The 23,447-nt window shown below is 62.0% G+C and carries 25 protein-coding genes and 2 tRNA genes; 15 read left to right on the top strand and 12 right to left on the bottom strand.

Features of this window, described 5'->3' with window-relative positions:
- Window positions 1-7: 7 nt before the first annotated feature.
- The 3 genes from ABSY17_RS20685 to ABSY17_RS20695 form a co-directional block, all read right to left on the bottom strand.
- A complete protein-coding gene (locus ABSY17_RS20685; RefSeq protein WP_378944840.1) occupies window positions 8-925 on the bottom strand; it encodes a hypothetical protein in 918 nt (305 codons plus the stop codon).
- A gap of 300 nt (window positions 926-1,225) precedes the next feature.
- Window positions 1,226-1,302 (bottom strand) — tRNA-Arg (locus ABSY17_RS20690).
- 295 nt (window positions 1,303-1,597) lie between these two features.
- Window positions 1,598-2,542 carry a LysR substrate-binding domain-containing protein gene (locus ABSY17_RS20695; protein WP_378944843.1) on the bottom strand — a complete coding sequence of 315 codons (945 nt, stop codon included), beginning with the start codon at window positions 2,540-2,542 and terminating at the stop codon, window positions 1,598-1,600.
- A 446-nt stretch (window positions 2,543-2,988) separates the two neighbouring features.
- Between ABSY17_RS20695 and ABSY17_RS20700 the strand changes: the two genes are divergently transcribed.
- From ABSY17_RS20700 to ABSY17_RS20710, 3 genes are all read left to right on the top strand, one after another.
- Window positions 2,989-4,440, top strand: coding sequence for an NAD-dependent succinate-semialdehyde dehydrogenase (locus ABSY17_RS20700; RefSeq protein WP_378944845.1), 1,452 nt, complete (start codon window positions 2,989-2,991; stop codon window positions 4,438-4,440).
- 52 nt (window positions 4,441-4,492) lie between these two features.
- The gene (locus ABSY17_RS20705) at window positions 4,493-4,855 is read left to right on the top strand and encodes a LysR family transcriptional regulator (protein WP_378944848.1); all 363 of its coding nucleotides are present in this window, start codon (window positions 4,493-4,495) and stop codon (window positions 4,853-4,855) included.
- 153 nt (window positions 4,856-5,008) lie between these two features.
- Complete coding sequence (locus ABSY17_RS20710; RefSeq protein ID WP_378944851.1) at window positions 5,009-6,025, top strand: ABC transporter substrate-binding protein; 1,017 nt, start codon at window positions 5,009-5,011, stop codon at window positions 6,023-6,025.
- 114 nt (window positions 6,026-6,139) lie between these two features.
- On the opposite strand, the gene ABSY17_RS20715 is transcribed toward ABSY17_RS20710, so the two are convergent.
- Window positions 6,140-6,216: transfer RNA gene (locus ABSY17_RS20715), tRNA-Arg, on the bottom strand.
- 110 nt (window positions 6,217-6,326) lie between these two features.
- Entirely contained in the window at window positions 6,327-7,814 is a 1,488-nt protein-coding gene (locus tag ABSY17_RS20720) for an ATP-binding protein (RefSeq protein ID WP_378944854.1), read from the bottom strand.
- A gap of 501 nt (window positions 7,815-8,315) precedes the next feature.
- Here ABSY17_RS20720 and rpmH point away from each other — a divergent pair.
- The 5 genes from rpmH to yihA all read left to right on the top strand — a co-directional run bounded on the left by rpmH (window position 8,316) and on the right by yihA (window position 12,338).
- A complete protein-coding gene (gene rpmH, locus ABSY17_RS20725) occupies window positions 8,316-8,450 on the top strand; it encodes a 50S ribosomal protein L34 (protein ID WP_008833937.1) in 135 nt (44 codons plus the stop codon).
- A 16-nt stretch (window positions 8,451-8,466) separates the two neighbouring features.
- A complete protein-coding gene (gene rnpA, locus ABSY17_RS20730; protein ID WP_378944857.1) occupies window positions 8,467-8,835 on the top strand; it encodes a ribonuclease P protein component in 369 nt (122 codons plus the stop codon).
- A gap of 9 nt (window positions 8,836-8,844) precedes the next feature.
- On the top strand, window positions 8,845-10,656 hold the full coding sequence (gene yidC, locus ABSY17_RS20735) for a membrane protein insertase YidC (RefSeq protein WP_378944860.1): 1,812 nt from the start codon (window positions 8,845-8,847) through the stop codon (window positions 10,654-10,656).
- Window positions 10,657-11,037: 381 nt separating this feature from the next.
- On the top strand, window positions 11,038-11,676 hold the full coding sequence (locus ABSY17_RS20740) for a CatB-related O-acetyltransferase (RefSeq protein WP_378944862.1): 639 nt from the start codon (window positions 11,038-11,040) through the stop codon (window positions 11,674-11,676).
- 23 nt (window positions 11,677-11,699) lie between these two features.
- Complete coding sequence (gene yihA, locus ABSY17_RS20745) at window positions 11,700-12,338, top strand: ribosome biogenesis GTP-binding protein YihA/YsxC (protein ID WP_378952932.1); 639 nt, start codon at window positions 11,700-11,702, stop codon at window positions 12,336-12,338.
- Here the strand turns inward: yihA and msrB are convergent.
- The 3 genes from msrB to ABSY17_RS20760 all read right to left on the bottom strand — a co-directional run bounded on the left by msrB (window position 12,335) and on the right by ABSY17_RS20760 (window position 14,291).
- The gene (gene msrB / locus ABSY17_RS20750) at window positions 12,335-12,814 is read right to left on the bottom strand and encodes a peptide-methionine (R)-S-oxide reductase MsrB (protein WP_378944865.1); all 480 of its coding nucleotides are present in this window, start codon (window positions 12,812-12,814) and stop codon (window positions 12,335-12,337) included. The genes yihA and msrB overlap by 4 nt on opposite strands.
- Before the next feature lie 236 nt (window positions 12,815-13,050).
- The gene (locus ABSY17_RS20755; protein ID WP_378952935.1) at window positions 13,051-13,755 is read right to left on the bottom strand and encodes an anti-sigma factor domain-containing protein; all 705 of its coding nucleotides are present in this window, start codon (window positions 13,753-13,755) and stop codon (window positions 13,051-13,053) included.
- The gene (locus ABSY17_RS20760; protein ID WP_378944868.1) at window positions 13,752-14,291 is read right to left on the bottom strand and encodes a sigma-70 family RNA polymerase sigma factor; all 540 of its coding nucleotides are present in this window, start codon (window positions 14,289-14,291) and stop codon (window positions 13,752-13,754) included. The genes ABSY17_RS20755 and ABSY17_RS20760 overlap by 4 nt, the downstream gene beginning before the upstream one ends.
- Before the next feature lie 136 nt (window positions 14,292-14,427).
- Here ABSY17_RS20760 and argB point away from each other — a divergent pair, with 136 nt between their 5' ends.
- Entirely contained in the window at window positions 14,428-15,330 is a 903-nt protein-coding gene (argB, locus tag ABSY17_RS20765; protein WP_378944871.1) for an acetylglutamate kinase, read from the top strand.
- A 30-nt stretch (window positions 15,331-15,360) separates the two neighbouring features.
- Here the strand turns inward: argB and ABSY17_RS20770 are convergent, their stop codons facing one another.
- Window positions 15,361-15,837, bottom strand: a complete 477-nt coding sequence (locus ABSY17_RS20770) for an Lrp/AsnC family transcriptional regulator (RefSeq protein ID WP_378944874.1) — start codon at window positions 15,835-15,837, stop codon at window positions 15,361-15,363.
- A 114-nt stretch (window positions 15,838-15,951) separates the two neighbouring features.
- Between ABSY17_RS20770 and phhA the strand changes: the two genes are divergently transcribed.
- The gene (phhA, locus tag ABSY17_RS20775) at window positions 15,952-16,806 is read left to right on the top strand and encodes a phenylalanine 4-monooxygenase (protein WP_378944876.1); all 855 of its coding nucleotides are present in this window, start codon (window positions 15,952-15,954) and stop codon (window positions 16,804-16,806) included.
- Here the strand turns inward: phhA and ABSY17_RS20780 are convergent.
- Both ABSY17_RS20780 and ABSY17_RS20785 read right to left on the bottom strand, forming a co-directional pair.
- Window positions 16,803-17,708, bottom strand: coding sequence for an EamA family transporter (locus ABSY17_RS20780; RefSeq protein ID WP_378944879.1), 906 nt, complete (start codon window positions 17,706-17,708; stop codon window positions 16,803-16,805). The two genes, phhA and ABSY17_RS20780, sit on opposite strands and share 4 nt — an antisense overlap.
- 133 nt (window positions 17,709-17,841) lie before the next feature.
- The gene (locus ABSY17_RS20785) at window positions 17,842-18,603 is read right to left on the bottom strand and encodes a GGDEF domain-containing protein (RefSeq protein WP_378944880.1); all 762 of its coding nucleotides are present in this window, start codon (window positions 18,601-18,603) and stop codon (window positions 17,842-17,844) included.
- A gap of 163 nt (window positions 18,604-18,766) precedes the next feature.
- Between ABSY17_RS20785 and ABSY17_RS20790 the strand changes: the two genes are divergently transcribed.
- Window positions 18,767-19,477: a pyrimidine 5'-nucleotidase gene (locus tag ABSY17_RS20790; RefSeq protein ID WP_378944883.1), complete on the top strand. Its 711-nt coding sequence runs from the start codon at window positions 18,767-18,769 to the stop codon at window positions 19,475-19,477.
- Window positions 19,478-19,501: 24 nt separating this feature from the next.
- Here ABSY17_RS20790 and ABSY17_RS20795 read toward each other — a convergent pair whose 3' ends face one another.
- A complete protein-coding gene (locus ABSY17_RS20795) occupies window positions 19,502-20,341 on the bottom strand; it encodes an LOG family protein (RefSeq protein WP_378944886.1) in 840 nt (279 codons plus the stop codon).
- Between the two features lie 144 nt (window positions 20,342-20,485).
- Here ABSY17_RS20795 and dapD point away from each other — a divergent pair, with 144 nt between their 5' ends.
- The 4 genes from dapD to dapE all read left to right on the top strand — a co-directional run bounded on the left by dapD (window position 20,486) and on the right by dapE (window position 23,435).
- Window positions 20,486-21,340, top strand: coding sequence for a 2,3,4,5-tetrahydropyridine-2,6-dicarboxylate N-succinyltransferase (gene dapD, locus ABSY17_RS20800; RefSeq protein ID WP_378944889.1), 855 nt, complete (start codon window positions 20,486-20,488; stop codon window positions 21,338-21,340).
- A 75-nt stretch (window positions 21,341-21,415) separates the two neighbouring features.
- Complete coding sequence (locus tag ABSY17_RS20805) at window positions 21,416-21,769, top strand: DUF805 domain-containing protein (protein ID WP_378944891.1); 354 nt, start codon at window positions 21,416-21,418, stop codon at window positions 21,767-21,769.
- The gene (locus tag ABSY17_RS20810; protein ID WP_378944894.1) at window positions 21,762-22,133 is read left to right on the top strand and encodes a DUF805 domain-containing protein; all 372 of its coding nucleotides are present in this window, start codon (window positions 21,762-21,764) and stop codon (window positions 22,131-22,133) included. The genes ABSY17_RS20805 and ABSY17_RS20810 overlap by 8 nt, the downstream gene beginning before the upstream one ends.
- Window positions 22,134-22,247: 114 nt before the next feature.
- Window positions 22,248-23,435, top strand: coding sequence for a succinyl-diaminopimelate desuccinylase (gene dapE, locus ABSY17_RS20815; protein ID WP_378944897.1), 1,188 nt, complete (start codon window positions 22,248-22,250; stop codon window positions 23,433-23,435).
- Window positions 23,436-23,447: the final 12 nt, after the last annotated feature.

Raw genomic sequence — 23,447 nt, forward strand, 5'->3', positions numbered from 1 at the left:
CCGAATCCTACCCGCTGACTAGTTCACATAACTCCACATCTGGGTTCAGGCAGGCCTCGTGGAATGCTTGTGAAACTGCCGCAAGCTTGACGGCTTGCCAGTGTCGATAGGCATAGACGAGATCCGGAGAGATCCAGCAATCGCCCCTGTTGCTATCCTTGGTCCAGCCGACCAGCCCCGCTTCTCGTGCCAGCCCGAAAAGTCGGGCCGCATGCGTCCTCGAAATGCGGTATCGCAGCGAAAATGCATTGGGCGACACCTTTCCGACGCCGATTGGCGACGTCATGTCGGTAGACAGTGGCGGAATGCCCTTGATCAGGTCATGCAGGATGCTGCTGCCTGAATCGGAACGCACGAACTTGGCTATGTTCTGCGGCGGCTTATGCCAGTCGTCTTGCGCAAGTAGAAGCCGTGCGAAACGGGGCTGCGCCCGAAATAGAATATCAGGATGCCGACAAGACAGAGCGTAGCGCTGTCCATCATCGACAATGTCGAGGGCTCGCAGGTGGATGTCGAAATAGCGCCGGATGAGCCGCTCGCTCATCTCCGTCGCCCGAAAAATCCGTTGTCGCCGGTCGTCGCTCGGCAGCGGCACGACAAAGCCGTAGCGCTTCAATTCCTGAAGAAAGCCATAAACCGTGTTGCGGCTTGCGATCTCCGTGCCCACCAGCGCCCTGACCAGATTCTTGGCGGAAATTGGCGGGGCGGCCGGATCGAGGTAGTTCTCGAAATGCATAGCGACCGTCATCTGACTGAGGAGCCATCGCTGCAGGTCCGCAACATAGTGAACCTCCTGGGGCAGCGCCAGATGCGTTTCAAGCAGTTCGCGCGCGGCCGAGGCGAGCCCGTCCCGGAACCGCCCCATCCGGACAAGGCAATCCGCCGTATAAGCGAGCGGAGGAGCAGCTGAGGCGGGCGGATGCATTCGCATGGACTCGAGAATCGGTGCTTTCGAGAACGCCGTTTAGAGCCGTTCATCGTCAAATGGAAACGGTTCTGTTTGCCGATCCATGTGGCGGCGATCGCGCCTTGCGCCAAGCGCTCATGATGCGGTCGACCTGGATTCAGCCTGGGAGCAATGCCCCCTGGCTCAACGCCCGGAACATCTCAGATGCCGCTGGCTTCGGCCCGTTGACGTTGTCGTCAACGGCGACAGGGCGATTCTCGAAGGGCTGGTGGTTGGTGGCGGGCCGACCTGGTCTGGTGTGACCAATTTTTTTGCAAATGGCGCGCCCGAAAGGATTCGAACCTCTGACCCCCAGATTCGTAGTCTGGTGCTCTATCCAGCTGAGCTACGGGCGCGCAACAAGTCGCATCGGCGACCAAAACGCTTCGGTCGGTTCGACCGCAGCGATTGGCGCTAACTAGCCGCTGGATTCGCGAATTGCAAGCCGTCGCCGCGAACTTTTTCCAACGATGCGCCGGTTCATGACGGCGGGATGGAGCCTGGCCGACGATCCACCCCCAGTTTCTTGTGACCCCCCGGCGAGGCAGGACGTGTGGCGCCACGGCACGTTGAATTCGGACAAAATCCCTTCCACGAACCGCCTTCGATTTTCGCTACGCGAACCTTCGGTTCGGGCCATGCACAATCGTCTCACCGCAAGCTCTCGGCCTCGGCCTTGAGCGCCTGCAGGAAGACCATACCTGCCGGAGACAGGGCTCCCTCGCCATGAAATGAAACCCCGACAGGACCAATTGGCAAAGGCACCTCCCAGTCGATGCTGGCGAGGATGCCCGCTTCGATATCTGGGTCAGCAATGTGGTTTGGCAAGATGCCTATGAGATCGGTCTCGGCCAGGAGGCGTCGATTTGTCAGAAACGATACCGATTCGATCACGCTGTCGGGAAGCGACAGGCCCTGATCGTGGAAGGCCTGATCAATCTGCCTGCGCAGCGTCGTCTCGGGCGGCGGCAAGATCCAGCGGTAGTCCAGCAGCGCCTCCAGCGTCACCGGTCCGCGCGTCAGCACTTCATGACCCGGCCTGCACAGCGCAACTATGGAATCGTCGTATAGGCGCTCCTGAACCACTTCCTCTGGTTGGCGATAGGTCGGCAAGCGCCCGACCACCATATCCAGTTCACCCGACCGCAAAGCCACCATCAACGCCTCGTTCGTGCCTTCGACCACCTTCACATGCAAGTTGGGGCGGTTCTGTCCCGCTCGCACGATGGCTCGAGGCAGCAAGGCACCTGATGCAGCGAGCAGCGTCCCCACAACCACCTGGCCGCCCAAGCCATCGCGCAACTCGCCCAATTCCTGGGCCGCCCGCGACACCTGGTTGAGCATGAGCATGCCGTTTCGGATCAGCGCCCTACCAATAGGCGTCGGGATAACGCCACGATTGGAACGTTCGAAAAGCTGGACCTTAAGATCGGTCTCGAGATCCTTGATGAGGATCGTAGCCGCCGGCTGGGATAGATTCAGCGACTTGGCAGCATGAAGGATGGAGCGATGAGTGCCGACCGCGATGATGAGGCGGAGATGGCGCATCTTCAGCCTCTCCATGACCTGTTCGATCTGTTTCGCTGACGGTTGCATCAGCAAACCACCGATTGCCGACGCTCAAGAACCGCAGGGGCCATCGACATCGCGGACTTGGCCGAGCTGTCTAGATTTCCGGAGATTGGCGGGCGACAGGCAGTGATGTCGGCACCGGTGCCGAGTTCGCGAAATTGGGCCTCAACATATCGCCCAACGAACCCGATACCGATCATCGCAATCCCCATGCCCTTCAGATATTTGATTTTGATATACCAGAATTCGCTATTTGTATTTGTTTTTATATCGGCAGCTAGCCATCCTTCGCCAGCGCAATCAGCATGCCAACAGCGAAAAGGAGCTGCGCCGCGGTGCTATACGTCGGTGCTGAAGGATCCGATCCAGCAGCTGCCAGCGACATTTGCGGGCCAGGCGATCTTTCGTGCGCGTTGGGCGGCTTCCAAAGTCACCATTGCTCGAAGCCCTTATTTCGATTGAGGATTTGAATGACCAGCTATCCAGAGATTCAACTCTATGTCGGCGGAGAATGGCGGCGCACTTCAGACGACCTGCCGGTCCTGAACCCCGCCGACGAGACTGAGATCGGCCGTGTGCCCGTAGCTTCGCGGCAGGACCTGGATGCGGCACTTCAGGCCGCCCGTGAGGGCTTCAAGATCTGGAGCCGCACCTCACCGCGCGCGCGCGCCGAGCTCATCATGCGCGCGGCATCCATCATGCGCGAACGCATCGATGAGATTGCCTATTCCATCACGCTCGAACACGGCAAGCCCTTCGCCCAGGCACGTCTCGAAGTCATCCGAGGTTGCGAGTTTTTCGAATGGGATGCGGGCGAGGCCCAGCGCACATACGGACGCGTCGTCCCCTCCGAGCCGGGGATCAAATACCTCGTCGTCCACCAGCCGATCGGGATGGTTGCGGCATTCTCGCCGTGGAATTTCCCAATGAGCCAGCCCGCCCGCAAGATTGCAGGCGCGCTTGCGGCAGGCTGCTCGATCATCCTGAAGGCAGCGGAAGAAACACCCGCTGGTGCCTTGCATATCGCCCGCGCGTTTCACGACGCGGGGCTGCCTGCCGGTGTCCTCAACCTGGTCTTTGGCGTGCCCGCAGACATCTCTTCCTATATTATTCCGCAAGAGCAGACCCGACTTGTCGCCTTTACCGGATCGACTGCCGTCGGCAAGCATTTGACCCAGCTTGCAACCCAGACCATGACCCCGGTTCTGATGGAGCTTGGGGGACATGCCCCGGTCATTGTCTGTGATGACATCGACCCGAACTTTGCCGGTGTCACATCCGCAGTCCGAAAGGCGCGTAACGCCGGGCAAGTCTGCACATCGCCGACGCGTTTCTTCGTCCAGGAGGCGATTTTCGAGCAATTCAGCGCCGCCTTTGCTGAACGGGCCAAGGCCATCATTGTAGGCAACGGCATGGACAGCAGCACCGAAATGGGATCTGTCGCAAATCACCGTCGCATAGAAGCCCTGGAAGGTTTCGTTTCAGACGCACGCTCCAAGGGTGCAAAGGTCATCGCTGGCGGCGACCGCATGGCAAGACCTGGCTATTTCTTCCCGGTCACCGTGCTGAAGGACGTGCCTGATGATGCCCGCGTCATGCGCGAGGAACCTTTCGGCCCGCTTGCCATCATCAACCCGGTCAAGACCCTGGACGAAGCCATCGAGAAAGCCAACTCGCTTCCCTTTGGCCTTGCCGCCTATGCGTTTACCCATTCCTCGGCGAATGCCGACAAGCTGGCAGACGGCATTGAAGCGGGCAATGTCTCGATCAACACGCTGGAAGCCTCGGTCGCTGAAGTGCCCTTCGGCGGCGTGAAGGAAAGCGGCTACGGACGCGAAGGCGGCGCAGAGGGGCTTCACCACTACACGGTGGTGAAAACGATCTCTCACCGCATGCTCCCAGAAACGGCCCGCCGATCGTAAAAGGGGCATCGCGGAAAAGAACGCGGCGAGGCCTGGCCTCACCGCGTTCTGCTTGCGCAACGTATTCGATCAAGCGCGGGTCGAGTCGAGCTGCTCGCGGCTCAGCCGCCGCATTGGCTTGCTGGAAGAAAGCCTCGGCGTCCATCTGATCCAGCGCTCGACAAGGCAGTTTGCAGTCACGGAAGTCGGCCAGGAGTTCAATCGCCGCTGCCTCGCCATGGTCGTGGAGGCGGAAGCCGTGCAAGGGGCTATCGAGCGCATGCGCGCAGAACCGCAAGGAACCGTTCGGGTAAGCCGCCCGCGGGTCCATCTCGCCGCTTGGAACGCCCTTCGACAACACGGGCAACAAGATTGCATACCTCAAACCTCAAGCGCACGATTGGTGCGCCAACATGGTGTGTTGTCATTCGTTTGAGGTCGTTTCCATGAACAGGCTGGAAGGAGCAGTTTCGACTGTCGATACCCTCGTTGAGGCAACCAAGTACAAACTCGCCCATTGCATTGCATCCGCCCACAGCAGCGAGGCCACTACGACCGGCTTCGCCTTTGGCTCGATTGGAGGTGCACGATGCGCAACGCCGATACCCTCGAGAAACAGTGTCTCGATCATCTTTACGAAAAAGCGGCCGAAGGGAAGGAGGAACTGCTTGTCTGGGCGGGGGGAGACGCCAAGTCCCAATCGCTCATGTACACGAGTGCATTCACCGGCCGCTTTCCGAAGGTGCTGATCACTGCCGTCGTCGAACTGTCCAAACTTCATGATGCGACACTGGAGCATCGGCTGCTGACGAAGCGCCAGGTTCCCGATGTGGTTCACCTGCAGTCATTGCAGGATTTCACCTACTGGAAGAGCGAGGGCGTTCTTGAGAGGTACCGGCCGCTAGGGCTGGAGAACACACCGCAGCGCTTTGTCGATCCGGACGGTTTCTTCATCCCGTTGTTCGTTTTCGCCTTCTCGAATGTCTACGACTCGCGTGCGGTCAGCGATGCGGAGGCGCCGATCGAAGCGGAGGACTATCTCGATGCGAAATGGAAAGGTCAGATCGTCCTAACCTACCCCCATGATGACGATGCCGTCCTCTATCAGTTCGAGCAGTTGGTTGGTCAATTTGGTTGGGGGTGGCTCGAAGCCCTGCTGAAGCAGGATGTAGAATGGGTGCGCGGCACTCAGACCCCAGCCCACCTCATAGCCACGGGCAAGAAGAAGGTTTCCTTTACGACCTACAATACCCTCGTTGACCAGCCCGGCAACCCGCTGCGTTTCCGCATTCCGGAGCGGACCTTTTTTCAATCCTGGTTTCAGACGGGCGCGATCATCAAAGCGTCACCCAACAAGTGGGCGGCGCGCCTCTACCTCTCGTTCTGGCTGTCGCGATCGCAACAGGAAAGTGTGTTCCAGTGGCCGGCCCGCGAGGATATTGCCATTCCAGCCGGTTTCCGCCATGTCAGGCACTATTCCAACACATCACCGTCCGGCTTTCGTGAGTTCATGCACGACCGAGCGCGCGTCGAACGCCTCAAGGGCATTTTCGAGAACTACATCGGCCCTGTGCAGGGGCCAAACCCGAATACGCTAGATTTGTGAGCGGCAAATACGGGTTGTTGCTTCGTTGCCACCGCGCAGGTCGCAGCGTTTGAAAGGCCCGTTGGCCTATCAACGGATACCGAGTTCCCAGATTTGTTCTCAGTGAGGGAGAAATGGCGCGCCCGAAAGGATTCGAACCTCTGACCCCCAGATTCGTAGTCTGGTGCTCTATCCAGCTGAGCTACGGGCGCGCAACAGGCCGCATCGGCGACCACAGCTCCGGTCGGCTCGACCGCAGCGATGGGCGCTAACTAGCCGCTGGCTTTGGGAATTGCAAGCCACCGCCGGCAAAGTTTTTTGCTCAGGCTGGCCTGCGAAGACTACCGCGCGCTTCATCAAGGCGGACAGGCTGATCGGGGATGGTGACCGCGAACACGGTCCGCCCTCCAGCACTCTCGACCAGTTCCAGCGTGCCGCCATGCGCCCGCACCAGTTCATAGGCGATGGCCAGCCCGAGACCGGTGCCGCCGCTGCGGGCCGAGCCACGGAAAGCGGTGAAAAGATTCTCGCGCGCCCTTTGCGGCAGGCCGGGGCCGGTGTCGGCAACCAGGATGCGGCTGACGCTGCCTTCGCGCTCGGCATAGACGGTCAGCCGGTTGACGATAGCGCTGTCGGCCACGCCGGCCATGGCCTGAACGGCGTTGCGGCAGAGATTGGTCAGCACCCTGAACAATTGGTCGGGGTCGGCATCGATCTCGAAATCGCCGTCGACGGCATTGAAGAATTCGATCACGGAGCCCGCGTCGAGCCCGAGCAGGCCGTGCACGTCGTCGACCAACTGCCTCAGGCGCAAGCGCCGGCGCGCCGCCGGCAATTCCTGGGCGCGACCATAGGACAGGACGTTTTCGGAATAGGCCACCGCGCGGTCGAGCGTCCTGATCAGCTTCGGCGCGAACGCCTGCACGGTCGGATCCTTGACCATGCGCAGACGGTCGGACATCAGCTGCGCCGAGGCCAGGATATTGCGCATGTCGTGATTGATCTTCGACACCGCGAGGCCGAGATCGGCGAGATGCTTCTGCTCGTTGAGCATCCTTTGCAGCCGAATCTGCATCGCCGACAATTTTCGCTCAGCAACGCCGATTTCGTCGGAACGCTTGTCTGGGACGATGACGCCAGCCGGATTGTCGGGCTCGCTCAAGAAGGTCAGCATCGAGCGGGTCATCGCCTTGATGGGCCTAATCATGATCCGGTCGATGGCGACATAGACCAGCCCAGCGGTAAAGAACGATATCAACAGCGAAACGACGGCGATGTAGCGAACATTCGCGAGCATGGCCTTGTGGAGGCGGGCATCCGACAAGATCAGCTCGAACTCCTTGTCGCCCTCGCCCACCGGCCCATGGACCCGCAGCATCCGATTGCCGCCGAACAGCAACGTATCAATGGCCGCCGGCATCGAGCCCAGCACGGTCGCGTTGGCGATCTCGATGTGCTCATCGACGTGCGGCGGCATGTCGGAAATGACCAGCAGCCTCGACACGCCACCGTCGCGAACGGCGATCGCCTTGGCGCCAATCGCCATCAAGACATCATCCTGGGCCGAACGCGACAAGGTGGCGGGATCGCCCTGCACCAGAATCGTCGCCACGGCCGCAGCCGTCGAAAGACGCTCCTCAAGCCAGCGGATGCGGAAAGACGACATCGACGGCAAAAGGAAGAAGATTTCGGCAAAAAGGACGAACGCGACCGTCAGCAGCAGAAGCTTCGCCGAAAGGCCACGCGCCAGCGGAACTGCGCGATCCCCCTGCTTTCCGTCACCCGAACCGGCATCGGCTGCTTCAGTCATGCGCTTCTTTACTGCTAGCCCCGCCCCCAGGCACGCTGGTGGCCTAATCGCGGAATATGCAAGATTCGATCAGACAAACGGATCGAACCGCTTTCTCCATCCCGGCAAAGATAGGTCATCGGCGCGAAGTTGCAAATTCCATCGTCGAAGACACATACATAAACATCCCGGCCCGATGGCCCGACAAAGCGTAGGCCCACAAACTACAGTGGCCATGGCGGCTTGGACATGCCGATGCCTTGCGCCGCCGCGTGTTCACTCGGACGAGCAAAGGACGCTGCAACAATCTGAATTTGCGAATCGTGCCTGCCCAAAATCGATTCCGATTTTCGGGGTCATACCCTGGCCGGATTGACTTGGCGGAACCTTCTTTCTATAAGCCCGCACACGCTCGGGCCCCGCTTCCGTCGCAGTTTCTTATCGCGTCGAGGCAAGCCGAGCCAAGCTCCTGTTACACCGTGACAGAATCAAGAAGGGCCGCACCCCGCGGTATTAAAATAAATGAAGCGTACCTATCAGCCGTCCAAACTCGTTCGTAAGCGCCGTCATGGTTTCCGTGCTCGCATGGCTACCAAGGGTGGTCGTGGCGTCGTCGCAGCCCGCCGCAATCGCGGCCGCAAGCGGCTCTCGGCCTAAGCAAAAGGCGGGAACCTTGCCCGCTGACAGCAAGCCCAAGGGGTCTGCTCCGCATGGGAGCGGCCCCAAGCGGCTTCTGAAAAGAAAAGAATTCCTGGCCGTCCGCCGCGGTGACAAGCGGCGAGGACGGCTTTTTCTCGTTGAGGTGCTGGACCGCGGCGATCAGGCGGAGCCACGCGTCGGCTTCACTGTCACCAAGAAGGTCGGCAACGCCGTTGTGCGCAACCGGGTCCGCAGACGCCTGAAAGAGGCCGTCCGCACCCATGCCGCAGGTGACATGGCGACCGGCAGCGACTATGTGATCGTCGGGCGCGAAGACGTGCTCACCGCCCCATTCGGCCAGTTGAAGGCTGAACTCTCTCGGCGCATTCGCGGAACGCGATAAGGGCTTTCGATGGAAAACAACCGTAACTTCTTCATCACCATCGCCTTGTCGGTGCTGATCCTGACCCTGTGGCAGGTGTTCTACATGAACCCGCGCATCGAAACGCAGCGGGAAGCCGCGCGCATCGAAGCCGAACGCGTTGCCCAGCAGCAACCGGCGCAGCCGCAGGCAGGCCCGGCCGGCACCGTGCCTGCGCAGCCACAGACGGGGGTCCCCGGAACGCCAGCGCTCCCAGGTGCAGCACCGGCCGACCGCGCCCAGGCGCTTTCGGCCTCCAACCGCGTGGCGATCGACACGCCGAGCCTCAAGGGTTCGCTCAATCTCAACGGCGCCCGCATCGACGATATCAGCCTCAAGGACTATCGGGTGACGGTCGAGCCGGATTCGCCGATCATCGAACTGCTCAACCCGCAGTCGTTGCCGTCAGGCTTCTACAGCGAGATCGGCTTCGTCGGAAACGACGCCACCGGCGCGGTTCCAGGTCCGGACACGGTGTGGACCGTCGAAGGCAACCCGACGCTGACGCCTTCCACGCCCGTGACGCTGACCTATGTCAACGACAAGGGCCTGACCTTCAAGCGCACCATCGCCGTCGATCAGGACTACATGTTCACCGTCTCCGACACGGTGACGAACGCCGGCGGCGCCCCTGTGTCGCTGTCCAACTATGGCCGCATTACCCGCTTCGACAAGCCGCTGCATGCCTCGACCTACGTGCTGCACGAAGGTCTGATCGGCGTGACCGGCACCGAAGGTCTGCAGGAGATCAAGTACTCGTCGATCGAGAAGGACAAGCAGGTCCTGCCCGGCAAGTCGACCGACGGCTGGCTCGGCATCACCGACAAATACTGGGCCGCAGCACTCGTCCCGTCCGGCAAGCAGCCGTTCCAGCCGCGCTTCTCCTACTTCGAGGACGGCCGTCCGCGCTACCAGGCGGACTACCTGACCGACCCGATCACCGTCGAACCGGGCCAGTCGGCTACCGTCGAAACGCTGGTCTTTGCCGGCGCCAAGGAAGTCGGCAAGATCAACGCCTACGAAGACAACCGTCAGATCCGCCAGTTCAACCTGCTGATCGACTGGGGCTGGTTCTATTTCATCACCAAGCCGATGTTCTGGCTGATCGACAACCTCTACAAGCTGCTCGGCAATTTCGGCCTGGCCATCCTGGCGACGACCGTCATCGTCAAGCTCATTTTCTTCCCGCTCGCCAACAAGTCGTACAAGTCGATGGCGAACATGAAGATGGTTCAGCCCAAGATGCTGGAAATCCGCGAGAAATACGCGGATGACAAGATGAAGCAGCAGCAGGCGATGATGGAGCTGTACAAGACCGAGAAGATCAACCCGCTGGCCGGCTGCTGGCCGGTGCTGATCCAGATTCCGGTGTTCTTCGCGCTCTACAAGGTGCTCTACGTCACCATCGAAATGCGCCATGCGCCGTTCTTCGGCTGGATCCACGACCTGGCCGCACCGGACCCGACGTCGCTGTTCAACCTGTTCGGCCTGCTGCCCTGGGCGGTGCCTGCCTTCCTGCTGATTGGCGTCTGGCCGATCATCATGGGCATCACGATGTTCCTGCAGATGCGCATGAACCCGACGCCTCCAGATCCGACCCAGGCGATGATCTTCACCTGGATGCCGATCATCTTCACCTTCATGCTGGCATCGTTCCCGGCCGGTCTGGTGATCTACTGGGCATGGAACAACACCCTGTCGATCCTGCAGCAGGGCTTCATCATGAAGCGCCAGGGCGCCAAGATCGAGCTCTGGGACAATCTGGTCGCGCTGTTCAAGAAGAAGCCCAAACCGGCCGAATAGGCCGGCTCTACGCCTCGGAAATTAAAAAGGGCTCGGAACTTCCGGGCCCTTTTTTCATTCTGGCACATGCCGCGCGCAGCGACGACGATTTCGCCCGCTCGGCACGCAACTGTCCGTTGCCTCCGGGCCCCGGCTTGCGGGGCGGCGGTCGCTGGCCTCCTCCCGGCCAGTTATGAACCGTCTCGGCAAGGCAGGGGTCTCGCAGGCGTACGGCGAGACCCCTGTGACTGGACCTTGGCCCCAAAACTCCCTATGACAATCGCCTCTGCTTGGGAGTGCCTCTGAAATGATCGACTGAGGATGATCCGGACCAGCGATGTCGGCATCGCGGCGGATCGCGCTACATTGCCATCCCATCCGCGTCCACACGGAAACATCGCCATGCAAGGACCCAATCCGACGCTCAAGCACCCGGTGCCGATGCACAAGCGCATCGGTTTCCTCAAACCCCTCGTCGATGCCGGCAATATCGAGATCGGTGACTACACCTATTACGACGACCCCGAGGGGCCGGACCTGTTCCAGCAGAAATGCGTGCTGCATCACTATCCGTTCATCGGCGACAAGCTGATCATCGGAAAATTCTGCGCCATTGCCGAGGGTGCGCGCTTCATCATGAACGGCGCCAACCACGCCATGTCAGGCTTTTCGACCTATCCGTTCAATATCTTCGGACACGGCTGGGAAGAGGGCTTCGATGTCGCGACCTGGCAACAGGAGGTTCGTGGCGACACGATCGTCGGAAATGACGTATGGATCGGCATGGAAGCGGTGATCCTTCCGGGCGTGCATATCGGCGACGGCGCCATCATTGCCGCGAAATCGGTTGTCAGCCGCCACGTACCGCCTTATGCGATCGTAGCCGGCAATCCCTCGACCGCGGTCAAGAAGCGTTTCGACGACAAGACCATCGAAAAACTGCTGGCAATCGCATGGTGGAACTGGCCGATAGACAAGATCGGCCGCAACCTCGACGCCATCAGAGGCTCGAATATTACTCTGCTGGAGGCAGCGGCTTGAACCAACAAACTACGGCAAACGGCATGGTGAGTGCCGAGACATTCACCCGGCCATGGGTTTTCATCCGCGGCGTGCCCGCAATGAAGTTCCTGCCGCCAGAAGGACCGCCGGAGATCGCCTTCGCCGGCCGCTCCAACGTCGGCAAGTCCTCGCTGATCAACGCCCTGGTGCGCCAGGGTGGGCTGGCGCGCACCTCGAACACGCCGGGACGCACGCAGGAGCTCAACTACTTCGTGCCCGACGGCTACTCCGGTGAAGCCGGCGACCTGCCGCCGATGGCGCTGGTCGACATGCCCGGCTACGGCTATGCGCAGGCGCCGAAGGAACAGGTCGACGCCTGGACCAAGCTGGTGTTCGACTATCTGCGCGGCCGGGTGACGCTCAAGCGCGTCTACCTGCTGATCGACTCACGCCATGGCATCAAGAAGAACGACGAGGAGGTTCTGAGCCTGCTCGACAAGGCCGCCATCTCCTACCAGATCGTGCTGACCAAGACCGACAAGATCAAGGCCGCGGGCGTGCCCCGCCTGATCGAGGAGACGCTGGCCAAGATCAAGAAGCGCCCAGCCGCATTCCCCACGGTGCTCGCCACCTCGTCGGAGAAGAGCGAGGGCATGGACGAACTGCGCGCCGCGATCGCGCTGGTGGTCAACGGCGGCTAAATGGGCCGGAAGGTAAGCGCCACGCCGTTGATGCAGTGGCGCTTGCCGGTCGGCGGCGGGCCGTCATCGAAGATGTGCCCCAGATGGCCGCCGCAGCGGTGGCAATGCACCTCGGTGCGGGTCATGAACAGCGAGGTGTCCGTGCTGGTGCCTACCGAGCCGGGCAGCGCCTGCCAGAAGCTCGGCCAGCCGGTGCCGGAATCGAATTTGGTCTCCGACGAATAGACGGCGAGATCGCAGCCGGCGCAGTGGAAGATGCCCTTGCGATGCTCATTGAGCAACGGGCTGCTCCAGGGCCGCTCGGTGCCCTCCTTGCGCAAGACGGCGAACTGGGCCGGCGTGAGCGTGGTGTGCCACTCGGCATCGGTCTTGGCGACCTCGAAGCTATCCGCCTTGGCTTGCACCAACCGCCTAGGCAGGAGCGCACCGGCAAGTGCGACCGCCACACTGCCCAGCAAAAACGAACGACGTTTCATGGCGCTTGTCCTTTCGCGGCATAGCATGAGCGACATCAATCTGATCGACCGAAACTGCGCCCCGCAACCGCCCCGAGACGGCTGCGGGGCTCTCGACGGTCGCACGAGCCTCGAGGAGCGACAGTCCCGCGCAACCACAAGTCCGCGCCGGCTTCCCGTAGCGGGACCGACACAAGCCAATACGCGGCGAGTATGCGACGAGTTTCGCCGGTCCCGTTTTTCTTCGGGCAAGCGGGTCAAATGTTGCGCAGGTTACCCGTAGCAACCACCGGGCCGGTCGGCAGGCCGGTGGGCGAGCCGCCTGATGGTTCGAGGCTGACGGCAAGCACGGAGCCCGCGGCAAGCTTCTCGCGCATGTCCGGGCTTACGGGCATATGCATCGTCGAGCCGACGGGAATGACGCCCATCGAGATCGGCTTGCCACCTTCGACCATCCAGAGTTCGAAGTCCTTGCCGGCGGCACGTTCGCCGGCGACATGCGACAGGCCGATCTCGCCGGTTCCTCCGTCATACATGACCATGTATTTGACCGGGCTGCCTTCGGCGGCGAGCGAGGCAACCATCATTTCGCGCGGCGCCTCAGCGGGCGGGCTCATGTAGGGCATCGCGATAGAGAGGACGAGCACGGTAAGTGCTGCGGCGGCGAGGCCGCGCCAGAAGACAAGGCTGGACCATAGGTCTACCTGCGCCGCCGCCTCGCGCGACACGCGATGGTGGATGGCCCGCCTGACCGAGACCGGCGGCTCAACCTCGGGATAGGCATCCGCCAGCGGCGCAAAATGCACCTCCCACCGGTCGACCATGCGGGCAAAGGCAGGATCGCTTTCGATCCGCGCGCTCGCCCTCTGCCGTTCTTCCGCCGGCAGCACGCCGAGAACATATTCGGCGGCGAGGATGTCGTCGCCTCTCTGTTCCGGTCCGTTTTCCTCCGCCAGCGTCATCTTTCCAGGCATTCCCTGAGTTTCAGCAGACTGCGGCGCAGCCATGTCCGCATGGTGTTGAGCGGCACGCCGTGGCGCTCCGCGAGTTCGGCGTAGCTCTCCCCCTTGAGATAAGCGCCACGAACGGCCGCGGCCTGGTCCTTCTCCAGTTCGTCCAGGCAGCCATTGATGCGCCCGGCCTCGCCGCCGGCCACCGCCGCCTCCTCAGGGCCCGGGCTGGGGTCGGCCACATCGATCGCATCGTCGATGGCGACGGTCGCCTTGCGCCGCGCCCGGATGCGGTCGATCGCATGATTGCGCGCCACCGCGACAAGCCAGGAGATCGGGCTGAGATCGGAAGCCGCGAACCTGTCGGCCTTGGTCCAGACCTTGACGAAAACCTCCTGCAGCGCCTCCTCGGCCTCCGACCGGTCGTTCAAGACACGCAGGCAGACGCCGAAGAGTTTCGCACTCGTCTGCCTGTAAAGCAGGTCGAAGGCGGCGCGATCCTTCATCGAAGTCCGCACGATCAGCTTGGTGATGTCCTGCGGCGTCATGCCATCAGGTTACGTTGCGGAAGACGATTTGCAATCGCTGTTTCCGGCGCAGCCTATCTTGCAGCCGATCGAACCGTTTGCCCCCTGCCCGGTTTCCGGCTAAGACGCCGAAAAATCTCTCCATTGATCCGGGATCATGCCGATGACGACCGACGTCGCCGCCACCGCCGAAATGCAGGCGAGCCTGCTTTCAGCCGCCCTGCCCTACATGCAGCGCTACGAAAACAAGACGGTCGTGGTGAAGTACGGCGGCCATGCCATGGGCAATGTCGAGCTTGGCCGCGCCTTCGCCCGCGACATCGCCTTGCTGAAGCAGTCGGGCATCAATCCGATCGTCGTCCATGGCGGCGGCCCGCAGATCGGCGCGATGCTCACCAAGATGGGCATCGAATCGAAATTCGAAGGCGGCCTGCGCGTCACCGACCAGAAGACGGTCGAGATCGTCGAAATGGTGCTGGCCGGCTCGATCAACAAGGAGATCGTCGCGCTGATCAACGCCGAGGGCGAATGGGCGATCGGCCTGTGCGGCAAAGACGGCAACATGGTCTTCGCCGAAAAGGCCAAGAAGACCATGATCGACCCCGACTCGAACATCGAGAAGGTGCTCGACCTCGGCTTCGTCGGCGAGCCGGTGGAAGTCGACCGCAGGCTGCTCGACCTGCTCGCCCGCTCGGAGATGATCCCGGTCATCGCCCCGGTGGCTCCGGGCCGCGACGGCCACACCTACAACATCAACGCCGACACCTTTGCTGGCGCCATCGCCGGCGCGCTCGGCGCCTCGCGACTGCTGTTCCTGACCGATGTGCCCGGCGTGCTCGACAAGGACAAGAAGCTGATCGACGAACTGACGGTTGCCGAGGCCAAGGCCCTGATCAAGGACGGCACGATCTCGGGCGGCATGATCCCCAAGGTCGAGACCTGCATCGAGGCCATCGAGCGCGGCGTCGAGGGCGTGGTCATCCTCAACGGCAAGACCCCGCACTCGGTGCTGCTCGAGCTGTTCACCGAGCACGGCGCGGGAACGCTGATCGTCCCGTGATGTCGGATGGCCGGGCAATGCCCGGCCTTTTCACCCCCGCAAATGCCCTAATGGCACGTGCCCCGGGCCCTTGATGTTCTGCAGCACCAGTTGGGTGTGCACGTCGCGAACACCCGAAAGCCGCATCAGCCGGTGCATGACGAAGGCGTTGAGCTGGTCGACATCGGGCACCATGACGTGCAGCAGGAAGTCGTAATCGCCGGTCAGCGTCCAGCAGGCCGACACCTCGTCCATGTGCTGCACAGCGGCGATGAACTTTTCAGGCGAGCCGTCGCTGTGGCTGGTGAGCCTGACCTGCACGAACACCTCGACCATCAATCCGACCGCCCGGCGGCTGATGTGGGCCGAAAAGCCCTTGATGACGCCCGCCTCCTGCAGACCCTCGAAGCGGCGCGAACATGGCGTATTGGACAGGCCTATTTCCTGCGCGATCTCGGAGACCGGCTTGCGGCCGTCGCGTTGCAGGATGTCGAGCATCCTGATCTTGAACTCGTCGAACTGAGGCATTTTTCCTCCGCAATGCCGTCTACCCAGCCAATATAGCTCAAAACCGGCCGAGACGGCGCTGAATGAAGTGAATTTCGCTCGTCACGCGGCCCTATCCTTTCAGCATCGAAAACCATGTCTGCGGAGGGTCAGGTCGTGGGTATCAGTATTCAGGACTATGCGCGTGAATGCGCCGAGCAGGGACTTCGCGGCGACTATTCGCTCTGCCGCTCCGATTTCACGGTCGAGCAGAGATACGACTACAGCGCCGCCGAACAGGACGTGTGGCGCACCCTGTGCGACCGCCAGACCAGGCTGACGCGACGGCTGGCGCATCGCTCCTATCTTGCGGGCATGGCGGCCCTGGGCCTCGTCGACCGTATCCCCGACTTCCATGAAGTCAGCGAGAAGCTGCGCCGGCTGAGCGGCTGGGAGATCGTCGCGGTGCCCGGCCTGATCCCGGCGCAGCCCTTCTTCGACCACCTCGCCAACCGCCGCTTCCCGGTCACCAACTGGCTGCGCAAGCGCGAAGAGCTCGATTACATCGTCGAGCCCGACATGTTTCATGACTTCTTCGGCCACGTGCCGATCCTCAGCCAGCCCGCCTTCGCCGACTTCATGCAGCTTTATGGCGAAAGGGCCGGCGACTACATCGCGCTCGGCGGCGATGCGATGATCACGCGGCTCTACTGGTACACGGTCGAATATGGCCTGATCCGCGAGCCCGGCCAGCCGCTGAAGGCGTTCGGCGCCGGGCTGATGTCGTCCTTCACCGAACTGCAGTTCGCGGTCGAAAGTCCTGACGCGCATCACGTGCCCTTCGATATCGAGACCGTAATGCGCACGAGCTACGAGATCGACAAATTCCAGCGCGCCTATTTCATGCTGCCATCCTTCGACGTGCTCAGGGACACGTTCCAGAGCACTGACATAGCCGCGATCATCAAACGCCGGAAGGACGGTCCGCCGCTCGACCCGGCGACGGTCTAGCCAACAGCGAGCAGGACCAGAATACCGCCGACGATCAGCAGGCAGCCGGCGACCTCCAGCCGGTTGATCTTCTCGCGAAAAAAGAACACCGACGACGCGAAGGTGAACAGCATCTCGACCTGGGCCAGCGACTTGACGATGGCAGCCTGCTGAAGCGTCATCGCCATGAACCAACCGAACGAGGCCGAGGCGCCGACCAGACCGGTGAACAGCGCCGGCCGCCAGGCCTTGGCGATGCGGGGCAATTGGTCCCGTTCCTTGCAGAGGATCCAGGCCAGCATCACCAGTGTCTGGAAGACGATGACGACTGCCAGCGTCACCGCTGCCTGCATCATGAAGTTCGGCCCGCCAAGCGCCAGGGAAGCTGCGCGATAAGCAACCGCGGAAATGCCGAAGCATGTGCCGGAGGCCAGCCCGATCAGCGCATTGCGGCTAAGCACGGATGTCACCAGCGTACGCGCGTTGAAGGCCATATGGGCGACCGAGATCAACATCACGCCGAAGACGCTGATGGCGATGGCGGCAATGGCGCCCGCCGTCGCCCGCTCGCCGAGGAACAAGAGGCCGAAGAGGGCGGCCTGCGCCGGCTCGGTGCGCGAATAAGCGGTGCCGACAGCAAAATTGCGGAACGAGAACAGGTGAACGAGCAGGAAGGTAGCGGCGATCTGGCTGAGGCCACCTACGACCGCCCAGGCAAAGAAGGTTCCGTTCAGCCTCGGCAGATCGTAACCAACCACCACATGCAGCACGCCGACAAAGATCAGTGCGAAGGGAAAGCCGAAGCCGAAACGGACGAATGTGGCACCGGTGGTGCCCATCACGCCTTTCAGATGTTTCTGGACCACCGACCGCAAGTTCTGCAGGAAGGCGGCTGCGATGGTGATGGGTATCCAGAGTTCCATTGACATGTCCGGCGCAACGGCAAAAGCGCCGTGGGGCATCGTGTAAGGGCCGCAGGCCAAGCTTGCAACCTTACGTGCACGCGCGCCCCGAGCGGCGATACGCCGATGCCGTCAGCGGCCCTGCAATGGTCGCTCAGGCAGCTTCCGATATCCCATCGTTGAAGATCGCCAGGTTGCGGCCGCGCGCCTTTGCCTCGTAAAGGCGTTTGTCGGCGGCGCGCATCAACTCGGAGACATTGGCCTCCACCGGGCAGCTGGTTCCACCGATGCTGACGGTGAGCGGCACGGAACGCTCATTGTCGGGCTGGAAGCTCAGCTTTTCCACCTCGGCGCGAATGCGTTCAGCGACAAGCTTGGCTTCATCAGCGGAAGCGCCGACGAGGAAGGCGCCGAACTCTTCGCCGCCGATGCGGCCGAGGATGTCGCCGCTGCGCACGCCGCGGCTGATGGCGCTGGCGATCTGCAGCAGGGCCTGGTCGCCGGTCAGATGGCCGAAACTATCATTGATGCGCTTGAAATGGTCGGCATCGATAATCAGCAGCGCGCCACGGTCGCTCTTGCGCCTCGAGCCATCGAGCGCGGCAAAGAAGTTCTCGCGATTGAGCATGCCCGTCATTTCGTCGCGGCTGGCCTTTTCCGAAAGGCGCCGGTGTGCGGCGGCAAGCTGGGCATGGGCGCGCGACAGGTCCTCGTGGGCGCGCTTCAGCTTTTCACGCTGCCACAAGCTATAGAAGGCAGAGGGAAAGCCCATCAGCAGAGGGCAGATGATCGGCAAGATGTAGGCGGCCGCATCAATGGTGCCGCCCAGCAGCCGGATGGTCCCAAGGACCATCGGCAGCGTGACAGCTATGCACGCCAGCGTGAAAAATGTGGACTTGAGAAAAATGCTCTTCAATTTCTGCTCCCTGCCGGCAAATGCAATGCCAGCATCAACTGAAGGTCATCTTTCCTAGGTAGTTAAAATTTGACCCACCATGCCGAATTTGGCCATGGTGCGGTGCAAACTCTAACGGCGCGCAGGCGCTTCCAAATTTCTGCAACCGTGCCATAAGGGCGTCATGACCGATATTCCTGATCCCGCACGCTTCGACCACGTCACCGAGTGGGTGTTCGACCTCGACAACACGCTCTATCCGCATCACTCGAATCTGTTTTCCCAGATCGACGTGAAGATGACCGCCTATGTGTCGGAGCTTCTGACGCTGTCGCGTGAGGACGCGCGCAAACTGCAAAAAGAGCTGTACCTGGAATATGGGACGACGCTGAACGGCCTGATCAAGCGCTACGGCATCGACCCGGACACCTTCCTGGAACACGTACACGATATCGACTATTCGTGGCTGGTGCCCGATCCGGTCCTGGGTGCGGCGATCCATCAGCTGCCGGGCCGCAAGTTCATCTTCACCAACGGCGATCGCGGCCACGCCGAGCGCACGGCGCGACAGCTGGGCATCCTCGACCACTTCGACGACATCTTCGATATCGTCGCGGCCGGCCTCACCCCCAAGCCGGCGCGCGCGACCTACGAGAAGTTCGCAGCCCTTCACAAGGTGGCCGGTCCCAACGCGGTGATGTTCGAAGACCTCGCCCGCAACCTCGCGGTGCCGAAGGCGCTCGGCATGACGACTGTGCTGATCGTGCCGCGCAATTTCGAGCCGACGTTCTCCGAAATATGGGAACGCGACCCCCAGAACGACGACGACGTCGATTTTGTCACCGACGATCTCGCCAAGTTCCTCACCACGCTGGTCGAAGCCAACGCCAAGTGAGGAACCTCGTCGCCGTAGCGGGGATCAGAGGCCGTAGAAACGGGCGATGATGTCCCAGGCTTCGTCGGCGGTGTCGACGAAGTCGATGATGTCCTGGTCGCCGGGCGTGATGGTGCCCTGTTCGGCCAGGAAATCGAGGTCGATCGCCCGCTCCCAGAACGACTTCCCAAACAGGATGATCGGCACGCGCTCCATGCGGCCGGTCTGGATGAGCGTGAGCGTCTCGAACAGCTCGTCCATGGTGCCGAAGCCGCCGGGGAACACGGCGACCGCCTTGGCGCGCATGACGAAGTGCATCTTGCGGATGGCGAAATAGTGGAAGTTGAAGCACAGCTCAGGCGTCACATAGGGATTGGGCGCCTGTTCGTGCGGCAACACTATATTGAGGCCTATCGACGGCGCGCCGACATCGTCGGCCCCGCGATTGCCCGCCTCCATCACGCCCGGACCGCCGCCGGTGACCACGACAAATTCGCGATGGTATAGCGACGCGGAGTGCTTCGAGCACAGGCGCGCGAACTTGCGCGCCTCGTCGTAGTAACGGCTGTTGGCTTCGAGGTTCCGGCGCTGCGTCTCGTTCTTGGCGGCCCAGGCGTCGCCGCCAGGCTCGGGAATGCGCGCACCGCCGAACAGGATCACCGTCGAGCGGATGCCGCGCTCGGCGAGAATCATCTCGGTCTTGAGCAGTTCGAGCTGCAGCCTGACCGGCCGCAGCTCTCGGCGGGTCATGAAATCTTCGTCGTTCCAGGCCAGCCGATAGGTCGAGGCGCGCGTCTGCGGTGTATCGGGCACGCTTCTGGCACGCTCCAGGTCCTCATCGGAGTGCGGCAGCGGCGTCCAGCCAGCCTGTTCCATCGGATTCATAGTCAATTCAGTCCCAATTTGCCGTTGAACGCGGTGTTCGATCTGTCCACCGCGATTGACCCATAGATAAGGCTGAAATAGGGTCCGCGCGATTTCGAACCAGCTTAGATGCCTCAGCCTTAACGGCGAGTAACGGAGATGTTTATGTCGAAGCCCAACCTGGCCAGCCTTGAGAAGACCATCGACAAGGCGTTCGAGGAACGCGACGGCATCTCCATTTCGACGCGCGGCGAAGTGCGCGAGGCAATCGAGACAGCACTCGACCTGCTCGACAAGGGCGCTGTCCGCGTCGCCAACCGTCAGGACGACGGCACCTGGCAGGTCAACCAGTGGCTCAAGAAGGCCGTTCTTCTGTCCTTCCGCCTGAACCCGATGGAACTGATCTCGGGCGCGCCCGGCGGCGCTTCCTGGTGGGACAAGGTGCCCTCCAAGTTCGACGGTTGGGGCGCGATGGACTATGAGAAGGCCGGCTTCCGCTCGGTGCCCTCGGCGGTCGTTCGTCGTTCGGCCTATGTCGCGCCCGGCGTCATACTGATGCCGTCCTTCGTCAATCTCGGCGCCTATGTCGGCGAGGGCACGATGGTCGACACCTGGGCGACGGTCGGCTCCTGCGCCCAGATCGGCAAGAATGTGCACCTGTCCGGCGGCGTCGGCATCGGCGGCGTGCTCGAGCCGCTGCAGGCCGGCCCGACCATCATCGAGGACAATTGCTTCATCGGCGCGCGTTCGGAAGTCGTCGAAGGCTGCATCGTCCGCGAAGGTGCCGTGCTCGGCATGGGCGTGTTCATCGGCAAGTCGACCAAGATCGTCGATCGCGCGACGGGCGAGATCTTCTATGGCGAAGTGCCGGCCCATTCCGTCGTCGTCGCCGGCACCATGCCGGGCAAGCCGCTGCCGAACGGCGAGGCCGGACCGAGCCTCTACTGCGCCGTCATCGTCAAGCGCGTCGACGCCCAGACCCGCTCCAAGACCTCGATCAACGAGTTGCTCAGAGATTGATCTTTCGGGAAAACCGCAGCAACGTCCGCTGGCGCGCGAGGGGCGCGCCGGATAGTTCAATTTCGGAGGGGTGACATGGACTGGAAATATCTTCTGACGAGCTTCGACGGCCGCATCAACCGCGCCAAGTTCTGGGCCGGCGTGGTCATGATGATCATCATCAACATCATCGCCAACCTGCTCGACATGATGCTCGGGCTCGACATCGCCGATTCCGGCTCCGGCATCATCAGCCTAGTTGCAGGTCTCGTATCGATCTACATCGCGCTCGCCATCTACGCCAAGCGCTGGCACGATCGTGACAAATCGGGCTGGTGGAGCCTGATCGCACTGGTGCCCGTCATCGGCGGCATCTGGATTCTCGTCGAACTTGGCATCCTCGAGGGCACCAGGGGCGCAAACCGATTTGGACCCGATCCGCTTGCCTGACAAATCCGCATTCTTCTGGCTGTTCTTCCGCTTCACGGGCCGCGTCAGCCGCGCGGCCTACGTGCTCGGCTTCCTGCTGATGCTGGTGGTGATGTCGTTTCCGCTCTACCAGTTCATGCGGGTTCCGCCGGAAAGCGCCATGGCACAGCTGTGGTCGGTCCTGTTCGGGCTGACGTTTCTGGTCTTCCTGTGGGCGCACATCGCCTTCAGCGTCAAACGCCTGCACGATTTCGACAAGCCGGGGCTGTTTGCCGTAGCGCTGTTCATCCCGATCGTTTCGATCATCGCCTTCGTGGCGCTCTGCTTCTATCCGGGCACGCCGGGCCCCAACCAGTACGGTCAGCAGACCAACTCGCCGCGATAACCAACACCTGGAAACCGTCGTGGTGCCGCGACGCTGTAGCGAGGCTGGAAACGGCAATCGCTGGCGCAACCGAACGTCGTGACAGACACCGGCGATTCGACTATCGCTGTAACCATGATGCTGCCTACTGATCCCACTGAGAACCTCGCCACCCTCATTCGCTGCCCGTCGGTAACACCAGCCGAAGGCGGTGCGCTGACTGCGCTCGAAGCCATGCTGAAGCCGCTCGGCTTCACCGTCGAGCGCCCTACCTTCTCGGAAGACGGCACGCCCGACATCGAAAACCTCTACGCTCGCCGCTCCGGCAACGGGCCGCATTTGATGTTCGCCGGCCATACCGACGTGGTGCCGGTGGGGGACGAGGCCGCCTGGACGCACCCGCCCTTCTCAGCAGCCATTGCCAACGGCGAAATGTATGGCCGCGGCGCGGTCGACATGAAGGGCGGCATCGCCTGCTTCGTGGCGGCGGTCGCCCGCCACATCGAGGCCAAGGGCGGCCCCAAGGGTTCGATCTCGCTTTTGATCACCGGGGACGAGGAAGGACCGGCGGTCAACGGCACGGTCAAGCTGCTCGAATGGGCGGCGGCGCGCGGCGAAAAGTGGGGCGCCTCGCTGGTCGGTGAGCCGACCAACCCGGATGCGCTCGGCGACATGATCAAGATCGGACGCCGCGGCTCGCTGTCGGGCCAGATCACGGTCAACGGCCGCCAGGGCCACGCCGCCTATCCGCATCTCGCCGACAATCCGGTGCGCGGGCTGATGACGCTGGTCGACGCACTCTTGAACCCGGCCTTCGACAAGGGCACCAAGGATTTCCAGCCGACCAATCTCGAAGTGACGACGTTCGACGTCGGCAATACAGCCACCAACGTCATCGCCGCCAAGGCGACAGCCGCCTTCAACATCCGCTTCAATGACAGCTGGACGGCCGAGACGCTGCAGGCGGAGATCCACAATCGCCTCGACAAGGCCAGCGGGCGCAAGAAATACCGCAAGGGCCGCAAGGAGCCGATCGAATACGAGCTCATCTGGCGCGAGGGGCCGAGCCACGTCTTCCTGACCCGCGACGACAAGCTGATCGAGGCACTGTCAGGATCGGTCAAGACGGTCACCGGCCGCACGCCGAAGCTGTCGACCACCGGCGGCACGTCCGATGCGCGCTTCATCAAGGACTACTGCCCAGTCGTCGAATTCGGGCTGGTCGGCAAGACCATGCACATGGTCGACGAGCGCGTTCCGCTTGCCGAACTCGAAACGCTGACACAGGTCTACCAACGTTTCATCGAAGACTGGTTCGGATGACGGCCTGATGCC

Origin of the sequence: Mesorhizobium sp. ANAO-SY3R2, assembly GCF_042466635.1 — a bacterium.
GTDB lineage: Bacteria > Pseudomonadota > Alphaproteobacteria > Rhizobiales > Rhizobiaceae > Aminobacter.

Excerpts from the sequence above, each read along its gene's own strand:
- dapE (WP_378944897.1), top strand. The coding sequence starts at position 22,248 with ATGATGCTGCCTACTGATCCCACTGAGAACCTCGCCACCCTCATTCGC.
- ABSY17_RS20760 (WP_378944868.1), bottom strand. The coding sequence starts at position 14,291 with ATGACGCCGCAGGACATCACCAAGCTGATCGTGCGGACTTCGATGAAG.
- rpmH (WP_008833937.1), top strand. The coding sequence starts at position 8,316 with ATGAAGCGTACCTATCAGCCGTCCAAACTCGTTCGTAAGCGCCGTCAT.
- msrB (WP_378944865.1), bottom strand. The coding sequence starts at position 12,814 with ATGAAACGTCGTTCGTTTTTGCTGGGCAGTGTGGCGGTCGCACTTGCC.
- ABSY17_RS20795 (WP_378944886.1), bottom strand. The coding sequence starts at position 20,341 with ATGAATCCGATGGAACAGGCTGGCTGGACGCCGCTGCCGCACTCCGAT.
- ABSY17_RS20780 (WP_378944879.1), bottom strand. The coding sequence starts at position 17,708 with ATGGAACTCTGGATACCCATCACCATCGCAGCCGCCTTCCTGCAGAAC.
- yidC (WP_378944860.1), top strand. The coding sequence starts at position 8,845 with ATGGAAAACAACCGTAACTTCTTCATCACCATCGCCTTGTCGGTGCTG.
- ABSY17_RS20710 (WP_378944851.1), top strand. The coding sequence starts at position 5,009 with ATGCGCAACGCCGATACCCTCGAGAAACAGTGTCTCGATCATCTTTAC.
- dapD (WP_378944889.1), top strand. The coding sequence starts at position 20,486 with ATGTCGAAGCCCAACCTGGCCAGCCTTGAGAAGACCATCGACAAGGCG.
- ABSY17_RS20685 (WP_378944840.1), bottom strand. The coding sequence starts at position 925 with ATGCATCCGCCCGCCTCAGCTGCTCCTCCGCTCGCTTATACGGCGGAT.
- argB (WP_378944871.1), top strand. The coding sequence starts at position 14,428 with ATGCCGATGACGACCGACGTCGCCGCCACCGCCGAAATGCAGGCGAGC.
- ABSY17_RS20740 (WP_378944862.1), top strand. The coding sequence starts at position 11,038 with ATGCAAGGACCCAATCCGACGCTCAAGCACCCGGTGCCGATGCACAAG.
- ABSY17_RS20755 (WP_378952935.1), bottom strand. The coding sequence starts at position 13,755 with ATGACGCTGGCGGAGGAAAACGGACCGGAACAGAGAGGCGACGACATC.
- yihA (WP_378952932.1), top strand. The coding sequence starts at position 11,700 with ATGGTGAGTGCCGAGACATTCACCCGGCCATGGGTTTTCATCCGCGGC.
- ABSY17_RS20805 (WP_378944891.1), top strand. The coding sequence starts at position 21,416 with ATGGACTGGAAATATCTTCTGACGAGCTTCGACGGCCGCATCAACCGC.
- ABSY17_RS20695 (WP_378944843.1), bottom strand. The coding sequence starts at position 2,542 with ATGCAACCGTCAGCGAAACAGATCGAACAGGTCATGGAGAGGCTGAAG.
- ABSY17_RS20770 (WP_378944874.1), bottom strand. The coding sequence starts at position 15,837 with ATGCCTCAGTTCGACGAGTTCAAGATCAGGATGCTCGACATCCTGCAA.
- ABSY17_RS20790 (WP_378944883.1), top strand. The coding sequence starts at position 18,767 with ATGACCGATATTCCTGATCCCGCACGCTTCGACCACGTCACCGAGTGG.
- phhA (WP_378944876.1), top strand. The coding sequence starts at position 15,952 with ATGTCTGCGGAGGGTCAGGTCGTGGGTATCAGTATTCAGGACTATGCG.
- ABSY17_RS20720 (WP_378944854.1), bottom strand. The coding sequence starts at position 7,814 with ATGACTGAAGCAGCCGATGCCGGTTCGGGTGACGGAAAGCAGGGGGAT.
- ABSY17_RS20700 (WP_378944845.1), top strand. The coding sequence starts at position 2,989 with ATGACCAGCTATCCAGAGATTCAACTCTATGTCGGCGGAGAATGGCGG.